This is a genomic window from Aeromonas sp. QDB17 (genome assembly GCF_027705305.1).
Taxonomy (GTDB): Bacteria; Pseudomonadota; Gammaproteobacteria; order Enterobacterales; family Aeromonadaceae; genus Aeromonas; species Aeromonas caviae.
Genome location: NZ_JAPDBP010000020.1, coordinates 77,079 through 88,966, shown reverse-complemented (window position 1 = coordinate 88,966; position 11,888 = coordinate 77,079). Strand labels below are relative to the sequence as shown.

The 11,888-nt window shown below is 62.5% G+C and carries 11 protein-coding genes; all 11 read left to right on the top strand.

From position 1 onward, the window contains the following. Positions 1-515 precede the first annotated feature (515 nt). The 11 genes from hybO to OKC41_RS16415 all read left to right on the top strand — a co-directional run bounded on the left by hybO (position 516) and on the right by OKC41_RS16415 (position 11,664). Positions 516-1,649 (top strand): hydrogenase 2 small subunit, encoded by a 1,134-nt coding sequence (gene hybO / locus OKC41_RS16465; RefSeq protein WP_042008183.1) that lies wholly within the window; start codon positions 516-518, stop codon positions 1,647-1,649. Positions 1,650-1,651: 2 nt separating this feature from the next. Further along, positions 1,652-2,677 carry a hydrogenase 2 operon protein HybA gene (hybA, locus tag OKC41_RS16460; protein ID WP_042015680.1) on the top strand — a complete coding sequence of 342 codons (1,026 nt, stop codon included), beginning with the start codon at positions 1,652-1,654 and terminating at the stop codon, positions 2,675-2,677. After that, positions 2,670-3,857, top strand: a complete 1,188-nt coding sequence (hybB, locus tag OKC41_RS16455; protein WP_201894717.1) for a Ni/Fe-hydrogenase cytochrome b subunit — start codon at positions 2,670-2,672, stop codon at positions 3,855-3,857. Before hybA ends, hybB begins: the two co-directional genes overlap by 8 nt. Beyond that, entirely contained in the window at positions 3,854-5,557 is a 1,704-nt protein-coding gene (gene hybC / locus OKC41_RS16450; protein WP_201894716.1) for a hydrogenase 2 large subunit, read from the top strand. The genes hybB and hybC overlap by 4 nt, the downstream gene beginning before the upstream one ends. After that, the gene (locus tag OKC41_RS16445; RefSeq protein WP_201894715.1) at positions 5,557-6,087 is read left to right on the top strand and encodes a HyaD/HybD family hydrogenase maturation endopeptidase; all 531 of its coding nucleotides are present in this window, start codon (positions 5,557-5,559) and stop codon (positions 6,085-6,087) included. Before hybC ends, OKC41_RS16445 begins: the two co-directional genes overlap by 1 nt. After that, positions 6,069-6,593, top strand: coding sequence for a hydrogenase-2 assembly chaperone (hybE, locus tag OKC41_RS16440; RefSeq protein WP_201894714.1), 525 nt, complete (start codon positions 6,069-6,071; stop codon positions 6,591-6,593). The genes OKC41_RS16445 and hybE overlap by 19 nt, the downstream gene beginning before the upstream one ends. A gap of 121 nt (positions 6,594-6,714) precedes the next feature. Beyond that, positions 6,715-8,334, top strand: a complete 1,620-nt coding sequence (locus OKC41_RS16435; protein ID WP_201894822.1) for an ABC transporter substrate-binding protein — start codon at positions 6,715-6,717, stop codon at positions 8,332-8,334. After that, positions 8,319-9,323, top strand: a complete 1,005-nt coding sequence (locus tag OKC41_RS16430; RefSeq protein WP_201894713.1) for an ABC transporter permease — start codon at positions 8,319-8,321, stop codon at positions 9,321-9,323. The genes OKC41_RS16435 and OKC41_RS16430 overlap by 16 nt, the downstream gene beginning before the upstream one ends. After that, complete coding sequence (locus OKC41_RS16425) at positions 9,313-10,131, top strand: ABC transporter permease (protein ID WP_201894712.1); 819 nt, start codon at positions 9,313-9,315, stop codon at positions 10,129-10,131. The genes OKC41_RS16430 and OKC41_RS16425 overlap by 11 nt, the downstream gene beginning before the upstream one ends. A 103-nt stretch (positions 10,132-10,234) precedes the next feature. After that, on the top strand, positions 10,235-11,023 hold the full coding sequence (locus OKC41_RS16420; RefSeq protein ID WP_201894711.1) for an ATP-binding cassette domain-containing protein: 789 nt from the start codon (positions 10,235-10,237) through the stop codon (positions 11,021-11,023). Further along, entirely contained in the window at positions 11,023-11,664 is a 642-nt protein-coding gene (locus OKC41_RS16415; protein ID WP_201894710.1) for an ATP-binding cassette domain-containing protein, read from the top strand. The genes OKC41_RS16420 and OKC41_RS16415 overlap by 1 nt, the downstream gene beginning before the upstream one ends. The last annotated feature ends 224 nt before the right edge of the window (positions 11,665-11,888 follow it).

The window sequence follows — 11,888 nt, the reverse complement described above, 5'->3', positions numbered from 1 at the left end:
TGCCGATGTGGAGCGGGTGATGTCACTTTGTAGCCGAGATTGGATAAAACTGACCTAATGTTTAATCCGATTGGTATTATTTCTTAAAAGCTGATAATAAATATCGTTTGCGCGTTCATTTTGGTTGGTGACATATAATTAAATAAAATTTAAAGGTATATATTTTTAGCTACTTTTGACGCAAAAAAAAAGCCTGTAACTGGTAGCATAAATATTGGATCAAATAGTGTGACAACGCTTTCATTTTGATTATTTAACATCACGAACTAACGGGTAATTTAAATGAATTAAATTCAATAACACGCAAAAATACCCCCTAGTGGGTATTTTGGTAGCCCACGCCATGCTTTCTAAGTCTATGCTATATATGGAGTTTTTAAATCCATGATGATGAGTTTTCTATTTGAATAATGTTCCGTCACTTGATGGAGATCAACATAAAGGGGGAAGGGGAGGCATAGCATTCCCGCAATTAAGCATTTGTCAAACAATGCTCACTGACGGGAATAAGAAGAATGGTCGAGGATACTTTTTTATCGGCTCATGGAATTAATCGCCGTGACTTTATGAAACTGTGCGCCGGGATGGCCGCAACCCTTGGATTAAGCCAGCATGCCGTGGCCAAGATGGCCACCGCGCTCACCAGCCCCGAGCGGCCACCGGTGATCTGGATAGGGGCGCAGGAGTGTACCGGTTGCACCGAATCGCTGTTGCGCGCCACCCACCCCACCATCGAGAACCTGATCCTCAACACCATTTCGCTGGAGTACCACGAGGTGCTCTCGGCGGCCTTCGGCCATCAGGCCGAAGAGAACAAGCACAATGCCATCGAACGCTACAAGGGCAAGTATGTGCTGGTGGTGGATGGCTCCATCCCGCTTAAGGACGGCGGCATCTACTGCATGGTGGCCGGTGAACCCATCGTCGACCATATTCGCCGCGCGGCTGCCGATGCGGCCGCCGTCATCGCCATCGGCTCCTGCGCCGCCTGGGGCGGGGTGCCCGCCAGCGGCGGCAACCCGACCGGTGCCGTCAGCCTGGAGGAGGCCCTCGGCAACCTCGGCACGCCGATTATCAATATCCCGGGCTGCCCGCCCAACCCCCACAACTTCCTCACCACGGTCGCCTACTACATCACCTACGGCAAGCTGCCGGCGCTCGATGCCAAGAAGCGGCCGCTGTTTGCCTATGAACGGCTCATCCACGAAAACTGCGAGCGCCGTCCGCACTTCGATGCCGGCCGTTTCGCCAAGGAGTTTGGCGACGAGGGCCACCGTCAGGGCTGGTGCCTCTATCACCTGGGCTGCAAGGGGCCGGAGACCTACGGCAACTGCTCGACCCTGGAGTTCTGCGACGTGGGCGGCGGTATCTGGCCGGTGGGCATCGGCCATCCCTGCTACGGCTGCAACGAGCAGGGAGTGGGTTTCAGCAAGGGGATCTTCCAGCTCGCCAAGGTGGAGAATCCTACTCCGCGGGTGAACAAGCCCGACGTGGCCATCCAGGAGGGAGGACACATGTCGCCCACCGCCACCGGCCTTATCGGTGGGGCGCTCGGGGTGCTGGTCGGGGTGAGTCTGATGACGGTGCGCGAGCTCGGTCGCCAGCAGAAGCGCCATGAAGCCGGACAGCACTCATCACGGGAGGAGTGACCGTGAACAGACGCAATTTTCTCAAATTCGCCTCCGTCGGTGCGCTGGCGGCGGGCACCACCGTCTCCGGCACTGCCCTGGCAGCGGCCGAGAACAAGCCGCCCATTCCCGGCGCACTTGGCATGCTCTACGACTCCACCCTCTGCATCGGCTGCCAGGCCTGTGTGGCGGAGTGTCAGCGCCTCAACGGCAACCCGGCCAATCCGGCCGGGGAAGCGACCTGGTCCAACAACGACAAGCTGAGCCCCTACACCAACAACATCATTCAGGTGTGGAAGAGCGGCACGGGTGAGCACAAGGATCAGCTGGTGGATGGTTATGCCTACATCAAGAAGCAGTGCATGCACTGCGTCGATCCCAACTGCGTCTCCGTCTGCCCGGTGCAGGCGCTGACCAAGGATCCCAAGACCGGCATCGTCCACTACGACCCGGACGTCTGCACCGGCTGCCGCTACTGCATGGTGGGCTGCCCGTTCGACGTGCCCAAATATGACTACGACAACCCGTTCGGGGCGATCCACAAGTGCGAGCTCTGCAACCAGAAGGGGCTTGAGCGCATCGATCAGGGCAAGCTGCCCGGCTGCGTCGAGGTGTGCCCGACCGGCGCCGTCATCTTTGGCACCCGCGAGGCGCTGATGGCCGAGGCCAAACGCCGGCTGCTGGCGACCCCGGGCAGCGAATACGCCTACCCGCGCCAGACTTTCAGCGCCAACGATCCCTACCTGCATGAAGTGCCCAACTACCAGCCTTACGTCTATGGCGAGAAGGAGGGGGGCGGCACCCAGGTGCTGGTGCTGGCCGGGGTGCCCTACACCAAGCTCGACATGCCTGACTTGCCGGAGCTCTCCTCCGGGGCGCGCTCCGAGCATATCCAGCACACCCTCTACAAGGGGATGGTGCTGCCGCTGGTGGTGCTGACCGGGCTCTCGGTGCTCATTCGCCGCAACACCAAGGACCATCAGGATGGCGACGATCATGACTCGCACGCGGGCCATGACAAGCAATCGGGAGGCAAGGATCATGAGTAATCACAAGGCACATCCGCTGGGGGGCAGGCTGGTCAGCTGGCCGGTCATGGTGCTGGCGCCGTTCGTCATCCTGTGCGGCATGCTGATCCTCAAACGCCTCATCTTCGGGCTGGGCTCGGTCACCGACTTGAACGGCGGCTACCCCTGGGGGCTCTGGATCTCGTTCGATCTGCTGATCGGCACCGGTTTCGCCTGCGGCGGCTGGGCGCTGGCCTGGGCGGTCTACGTCTTCAACCGGGGCGAGTATCACCCCCTGGTAAGGCCAGCCCTGCTGGCGAGCCTGTTCGGCTATTCCCTGGGCGGCCTCTCCATCACCATCGACGTCGGCCGTTACTGGAACTTGCCCTACTTCTACATTCCGGGTTTCTTCAACACCTCATCCGTGCTGTTCGAGACGGCGGTCTGCATGACCATCTACATCGGGGTGATGGCGCTGGAGTTTGCCCCCGTACTGTTGGAGAAGTTCGGCTGGAAGGCCTCCATGGCGCGGCTCAACAAGATCATGTTCTTCATCCTGGCGCTGGGGGCCCTGCTGCCCACCATGCACCAATCCTCGATGGGCTCTCTGATGATAGTGGCGGGTGAGAAGATCCATCCGCTCTGGCAAAGCTATGAACTGCTGCCGGTTTTCTCCTTGCTCACCGCCTTCATCATGGGCTTCTCCATCGTGGTGTTTGAAGGCTCCCTGGTGCAGGCGGGGCTGGCGGGGCGCGGCCCCAACGAGAAATCGCTCTTCTACAAGCTGACCCAGGTGATCGACATCTTCCTGATCCTGTTCGTGGCGCTGCGCTTTGCCGAGATCGTCATCAACGACAAGTCGGAGTACCTCTCCCAGTGGAATCGCTATGCCTTGATGTTCTGGAGCGAGATCGCGCTGATGATCTTCCCGCTGCTGGTGTTCCACTGGGACAAGAGCCGCCGCGATTCGCGCATGTTGTTCCTGGGGGCCCTCAGCATGCTGCTGGGCGCCGCCCTCTGGCGACTGAACTACTCCCTGCTCGCCTTCAACCCCGGCAATGGCTACCACTACTTCCCCTCCGCGGCGGAAGTGCTGATCTCCCTGGGCTTCGTCGCCATCGAGGTGTGTGCCTATTTGCTGCTGATCCGGCTGCTGCCGGTACTGCCATCACTTGAACGTGTTCACCAAGATTATCAGGCCCGAGGGAAAGCCAACGTATGAGCCAACGTATCACCATAGACCCCATCACCCGCATCGAGGGTCACCTGCGTATCGACTGTGAAATCGAAGGCGGCGTCGTCACCAAGGCCTGGTCGTCCGGCACCATGTGGCGCGGGATGGAGGAGATCGTCAAGGGCAACGACCCACGCGATGCCTGGATGATAGTGCAGCGCATCTGTGGGGTGTGCACCTCCATTCACGCCATCGCCTCGGTGCGGGCGGTGGAGAACGCCATCGGCGCCAAGGTGCCGGTCAACGCCCAATACATCCGCAACCTCATCATCGCGGCCCACAACATCCACGATCACATCGTCCACTTCTATCAGCTCTCCGCGCTGGACTGGGTGGACATCACCGCGGCCCTCGAGGCCAATCCGCAAAAAGCGGCGGACATGCTCAAGGGGGTATCGACCTGGTCCCTCAACAGCACCGACGAGCTGACCAAGGTGCAGGAGAAGATCCGCGCCCTGGTGGCGAGCGGCCAGCTCGGCATCTTTGCCAACGGCTACTGGGGCCACAAGGCGATGAAACTGAGCCCGGAGGTGAACCTCATCGCCGTGGCGCACTATCTGCAGGCACTGGAGTGCCAGCGCGATGCCAACCGCATCGTCGCCATCCTCGGCGGCAAGACCCCCCACATCCAGAACCTGGCGGTGGGCGGGGTGGCCAACCCCATCAACCTGGATGCGCCGAGCGTGCTCAACCTCGAGCGCCTCATGTATGTGAAGAACTTTATCGATCGGCTCGGCGAGTTCATCGAGCAGGTCTACAAGGTGGATGCCGCCATCATCGCCGCCCACTACCCCGAGTGGCTGAACCTGGGGCAGGGGGCCAGGCACTACCTGAGCGTGCCGGAGCTCCCCACCGACGGTGACGGCGGCAGCTTCCTGATGCCGGGTGGCTACATCGAGAACGGCGATCTGGCCGGCTATCGCCCCATCGAGAGCCATCAGGATGCCTGGCTGATGGATGGCATCGCCGAGAGCAACAAGCACGCCTGGTACAAGGATGACGCCCCCCTCAAGCCCTGGGAGGGCAAGACCGAGCCCAACTACACCGGCTGGCAGGATGATGGCAAGTACTCCTGGGTCAAATCCCCCACCTTCTACGGCAAGGTGGTGGAGGTGGGGCCGCTTGCAGACCTCTTGGTCAAGCTGGCTGCCAAGCACCCGGAGACGGTGGCGCACTTCGATCAGCTGAACGGCCTCTATAAAACGCTCACCGGTTCAGCCATCAAGACTGAACAGCTGCACTCCACCCTGGGCCGCATCATCGGCCGGGCGGTGCGCTGCTGCGTGCTCAAAGACACCCTGTCTCATCAGTGGCAGGCGCTGGTGGACAACATCGGCAAGGGGGATGTCAGCGCCTACATCAAGGCCGAGATCCCGGCGGACAAGGAGTTTCGCGGGGTGGGCTTTGAAGAGGCGCCGCGGGGCATGCTCTCCCACTGGGTAGTCATCAAGGGCGGCAAGATCGAGAACTATCAGGCGGTGGTGCCATCGACCTGGAACTCGGGTCCGCGCAACTTCAATGACGAGCCCGGCCCCTACGAGCAATCCCTGGTGGGCACCCCGGTGGCTGACCCCGCCAAGCCGCTGGAGGTGGTGCGCACAGTTCACTCGTTCGACCCCTGCATGTCCTGCGCGGTGCACGTGGTGGATACCCAGAGTGGTGAAACGACTCAGGTGAAGGTGCTGTGATGAACACCCTGATCCTGGGCGTGGGCAACCTGCTCTTGAGTGATGAGGCCGCCGGTGTGCGCATCGTCGAGGGGCTGGAGCGCGACTACCGCTTCGCCCCCGGCATCGAGCTGCTCGATGGCGGCACCGCCGGCATGGAGCTGCTCGAAGCGATGGCCAGTCGCGACCACATTATTCTGGTGGATGCGGTGCGCAGCGGCAATCCGCCGGGCACCGTGGTGACCCTGAAGGATGAGGAGATCCCGACCCTGTTTGGTCGCAAGATCTCCCCCCATCAGCTGGGGCTGGCGGACGTGCTCTCGGCGCTGCACATGACGGGGGAATCCCCCAGGCGGCTCACCCTGATCGGGGTCGAGCCCGCATCCCTCGAACCCCGCATTGGGCTGACCCCTGTGGTGGCGACGGCGTTGGGGGAGGCGACGGATCGGATCCTGACCCTGTTGGCCAGTCTGGGAGCACCGGCCATTCCGCTCTCTGAGCAGGAGAAGGCCGAGCGAGCGCGGGAGGGCGTATGGCGCAATCCATTGTGAATGAGGTAGTGAACGAAGCCGCGACAGAGTCGGCGCAGGAGTTCGCCGGTTTTGCCGCGAATCCCGCGCCTCTGCTGGTAGCCCAGTACGAGCGGATCGCGCAGCAAGAGATGCAGGTCCTGCCCTTCTATCACCCGGCCATGCCCATCGTGGCGGAGTGCACCCTGTTTGAAGGGCAGTGGCTCGGCTGCGTGCTCACCCCCTGGATGCTGAGCGTGGTGGTGCTGCCGGGGCCGGATCAACTCTGGCCGGTGCGCAGCAGCAGCGAGCGGCTCGCCCTGCAGCTCCCCTGCGGCAACATGACCTTTATGGTGGGGGCATTGCCCGAGACGGGGCAGTTGCTGGCCTGCTCGCTCATGTCCCCCATCGACCCGCATCTGGGGGCCGACGAGGGGCACGCGCTGGTGAGCAGCACCCTCAAGATGTTGCTTTCGCTTCCGGTGCAGCAGGGGGAGGGCGGCGTGGATCTGGGGCGCCGACGACTGTTCGGGGGACGAAAGTCCTGAGACCAAGGCGTGCCGACAACCGGGCGCGTCAGTTTGACACAGGGGCCGGCATGGGCCCCTCACTCGCCTCATTGAGGTGGCGTTGCATCTCTGCGAGTGAATCCTGGGAACAAGGATCATGATGAAGATTGAACATGGCCGCGTCGATGGCCTGCTTGGTGCACCAGTCCTGGTGCGGGCACTGTCCCTGCTGGCCCTGCTCTCGGGCGGTTTCTCGTCCATGGCGCTGGCTGCTCAGCCCGTCCCCGCCGAACTCAAGCTCGCCATCGGAGCCGAACCCACCGAAGGGTTTGACTCTCTGCTTGGCTGGAGCCACGGCAGCTACCTGCTGTTGCACAGTCCGCTGCTCAAGCAGAACGCCGATCTCAGCTGGCAGAATGTGCTCACCCAGTCGGTGACCCCGAGCAAGGATGGCAAGGGGTGGCTCATTACCCTCAAGCCTGACCTGACATTCTCCAACGGTGTACCGCTCACCGCCGAGGATGTGGCCTTTACCTACAACAGCGCAGCCAAGGGTGGCGGCAAGATCGACATGGGCAACTTTGTCTCGGCCAAGGTGCTCTCGCCCACCGAGGTGGCCATCACCCTGAGTGCCCCCCAGAGCACCTTCGTCAACGTGCTGGGATCTTTGGGGATAGTGTCGAAGAAGGATTACGACGCAAAAGCATATGCCCAAAAACCGGTCGGTGCCGGCCCTTACCGGCTGGTGAGCTTCCTGCCCGGTCAGCAACTGGTGGTGGAGGCGAACCCCCATTACGCCGGCGGCAGCAATGACTTCAAGCGGCTGGTGTTTGTTTTTATCGATGAAGAGAGCGCCTATGCCGCCGCCCAGAGTAATCAACTCGATGTGGTGCGCATCGCCCCGTCGCTGGCGCCTACCGTGCCTGCTTCCCTCAAGCTGTGGGTGCGCCCGAGTGTGGAGAACCGCGGTATCGTCTTTCCCATTCCGCCTGCGGGCGGCAAGGATGCCAAGGGTTATCCCATCGGCAACGACGTGACCTCGGATGTGGCGGTGCGCCGCGCCATCAACTACGCCATCGACCGCAAGCTACTGGCCGATCAGCTGCTGGAAGGGCACGCCATCCCCGCCTATAGCGCGGTAGAAGGCTTGCCCTGGCTAAACAAAGCTACCGCTTTCAAGGATGGGGATGCGGCCCACGCCAATACCCTGCTCGACGAGGCCGGTTGGAAGATGGGCAGTGACGGCATTCGCCACAAGGGCTCCCTGCGCGCCGCCTTTACCCTCTGGTACACCAGTGGCGACAGCACCCGCCGGGATCTGGCGGAAGCGGTGCGGGCCATGCTGGGGCCCATCGGCCTTGAGGTGAGCCTCAAGTCCGGCAGCTGGGAGCAGGTGGAGCGGGAGATGCACGCCAATCCGGTGCTGATGGGGTGGGGGAGTCTGGATCCCATGGAGCTCTATCACCACTACCAGAGCGGCTCCGGTGGCGTGGAGTTCTACAATCCGGGCTACTACAGCAATCCGGTGGTGGATAGCCACCTCAAGCAGGCGCTGGATGCCCCGAACTGGCAGGCGGCCGTGCCGTTCTGGCAGCAGGTGGAGTGGGATGGCAAGACCGGCGCCGGAGTGCAGGGAGATGCGGCCTGGGCCTGGCTGCTCAACGTGCAGCACACTTATCTCGCCAACCGTTGCATCGACCTTGGCAAGGGGGCGCCGGAAATCCACGGTAGCTGGTCACTGCTCAACAACCTGCAGGATTGGCGGTGGACGTGCCGTTAAGTTCGTCCACTATGATGACTGCCACTCTAAAAGCCCTGCTGCGTCTGGCAGGGCTGTTATGTCTGGTCTCGGCCGCCACCTTTGTGCTGCTGAGTTACTCCCCCATCGACCCCATCAAGGCCTATATCGGCAACGATCTGCTCCATGTGCCGCCGGAGCAGTACGCCCGCATCGCCGCCCGCTGGGGGCTGGATCAGCCGCTCTGGCTGCGCTATTGGCACTGGTTTAGCCAGGTGCTGCATGGGGATCTCGGTTACTCCATGCTCTACAACGCGCCTGTGGGTGAAGTCATAGGCCAGCGCTTTGCTGCCTCTTTCCTGCTGCTGGCGGGCGCCTGGCTGCTCTCCGGCTTTTTCGGGATGTTGCTGGGCCTCTGCGCCGGTCGCTATCTCAATCGCTGGCCCGATCGCCTGATTTGCCGGTTTGCCTATCTGCTCGCCTCCCTGCCCACCTTCTGGGTCGGCCTCTTGCTGTTGGCGCTGTTTGCGGTGCACTGGCCTTGGCTTCCGGTCTGCTGCGCCTGGACGCCGGGGCTCGCTGCCGAGGAAGCTGATTGGGCATTGCGAGCGCGCCATCTGTTGCTGCCGGTGACCACGCTCGCCCTGCTCGGGTTGGGCAATATTGCCCTGCATACCCGGGGGCGGGTGGCCGAGGTGCTGGAGAGCGACTTTATCCGCTATGCCCGCGCTCAGGGGGATGGCGGCTGGCCCATGCTGCGTTTTCATGTGCTGCGCCACGCCCTGACCCCGGCGCTCTGCCTGCAGTTTGCCTCCCTTGGCGAGCTGATTGGCGGGTCGCTCTTGGCCGAGAAGGTCTTCTCCTACCCGGGGCTCGGCCAGGCGACGGTAGATGCAGGGCTGCGGGGGGATATCCCCCTGCTGATGGGCATAGTGCTCTTCTGCACCCTGCTGGTCTTTATTGGCAACACGGTGGCCAGTTTGCTGCTGGCCCGGATCAATCGGGGCTGGGAGGGCGAGCATGCTGTTTAATCCGCTTCCCTCCATAGTGCGCCTCGCTGTAGCCCTGATTGGATTGGCGCTGCTGGCCACTTACGGCTGGAGCCTCTCTCATCAGGATGTGCCGATGGATCTGCTGGCGCGCCAGCAGCCTCCCTCGCTGACCCACTGGTTCGGCACCGATCAGATGGGGCGGGATCTCTGGTTGCGCGCCTTTCAGGGCACCCTCACCAGTCTGGAGCTTGGCATCAGCACGGCGCTCTGCAGTGGCCTGCTGGCCATGGTGGCGGCAAGCGTGTCGCTCATTCACCCCAGATGTGATGCGGCGGTGCGAATGGTGATCGACGCCATGCTGGCGTTGCCCCATATGCTGCTCTTGATCCTTATCTGCTTTACCGTGGGGGGCGGTATGCGCGGGGTGATCCTGGCGGTGGCACTGACTCACTGGCCCAAGCTGGCGCTCATTCTCTGTGCCGAGGCGCGGCGGATCGCCTGCAGCGACTATGTGGTGCTGGCCCGCTGTCAGGGGATGGGGGCGCTGCGTCGCTGGCGCATCCACCTGCTGCCGGGGCTGTTGCCCCAGTGGTTTATCGGCACCCTGCTGATGTTCCCCCACGCGGTACTGCACAGCGCGGCGCTGAGCTTTCTCGGCTTTGGCCTGGCGGCCCACGAGGCCTCCCTGGGCCTGCTGCTGGCCGATGCCCTGCGTTATCTGGCCGGCGGTGGCTGGTGGCTGGCCCTCTTCCCGGGGCTGATGTTGCTGCTGTTGGTTCTGCTGTTTGATCAGGCTACCCGGGCCCTGCAACAACTCTGGTTTGGGTTTGGGGGAGATACATGCTGAGTTTTGAAGGCGCCATCTGGCGTCAGCACAGTCTGGCTGGCGCTGCTGTTTGCTCAGATGACTCGCGGGCCTTGCAACAGCTGTTGTGGCACAGGAGTGAACCATGCTGAGTTTTGATCAGGTGACCATAGAGGCAGCCCACTACTCCTGGCTGGGGCGGCGCAGCTGGCAGCCTTTGCTGACCGATATCAGCCTGCAACTGGCGCCAGGGGAGATAGTGGCGCTGGTGGGGGGGAGCGGCGAGGGCAAGAGCCTGCTGCTGCAAAGCGCCCTGACATTGCTGCCGGACAATCTGCGGATGCGCGGCTCCATCTCCCTTGATGGCACGCCCCTGTGCGATGCCAGTCGTGCCCGTCTGCGCGGTCACACCCTCTGCTATGTGCCGCAGGGGGTGAGCGCCCTCAATCCGCTGCTGACGGTGGAGCGCCAGCTGGGCCGTGCGGCACGCCTCTGCGGCCAGAGCGGTTCTCGCGAGCGGCTCGGCGAGCAACTGCTGCGCTACCAGCTGCCCGCGACCACCCTGGACAGATTCCCGCGCCAGCTCTCCGGCGGCATGGCCAAGCGCATTCTGGCCTGCACCGCGGCCCTCGGCGGTGCCCGCTACATTCTGGCGGACGAGATCACCGCCTGGCTGGACGAGGGGCTGGCTTGTCTGCTGCTCGGCCAGTTGCGTGAATTGGCCAATCAGGGCAGCGGCATCCTCTGGGTCACCCATGATCTGGCGCTGGCGGCCCGCTTTGCCGATCGCATTGTGGCGCTGCATCAGGGGCAGGTGAGCGATACCTTGAGCAGTCACCATCTGCGCCAGGGGCAGGGGAGCGAGATGCTCCGCGCCCACTGGAAGGCGCTGCCGGAATTCAATGCGCTCTTCTCTGCGCCGAAGGTTTCATAATGTTGGAAGTACGAAGTCTCACCATCGCCCAAGGGGAACGCCCCCTCTGGCAGGGGTTATCGCTGACGGTGAAAGCGGGCGAGCGGCTCGGCATCTCTGCCCCGAGCGGTTATGGCAAGACCACGCTGGGGCGAGTATTGGCGGGTTGGCAACCGATTGGGGCCGGCGGGCAGATCCTGCTGGATGGGCAACCGGTGCCTGAACAGGTAAAAGGCTATCACCCCATCCAGCTGGTGCCCCAGCACCCGGAGCTCACCTTCAATCCTTATCGCACCACCGGGCAGGCGTTATGGGATGTATGGCGCCCCGATGACGCCATACTGGCCCGCTTTATGGTCAAGCCTGAGTGGCTCGACCGTAAACCCGGTCAGCTCTCAGGTGGCGAGCTGGCCCGCATCGCACTGCTGCGCGCCCTTGATCCCCGCACCCGACTGCTGATTGCCGACGAAGTGACCGCCCAGCTGGATCCGCAGATTCAGCGCCAGCTCTGGCGGGAGTTGATGATGGAGTGCGAGCAGCGCGGTCTCGCCATGCTTGTCTTCAGTCACCAGCAGGCGCTGCTGCGCCAGATCTGTCATCGGGTGCTGCGCTTTGGTGAGGTGCCTGCGGAGCAGGAGGCGATGGCCCGTAGCGTGGCCTGAGGATTGGCTTCCCCCTCATCCCCAGCCCTTCTCCCGCAAGGGGAGAAGGGAGCAGAAGGTGCCATTTCGCCAGGCTCGGGGTTTAGGGTTTGGAGAACCTTGGGGTTTGAAAATATGGCTGGTTGTTATGCTCGAAGCCCCCTGAGGGGTTTGAGGGCGTCGTATAGCCGCGGCATCCACAAACCGATTCCCTCTCCCTGGGGAGAGGGCCAGGGTGAGGGGAT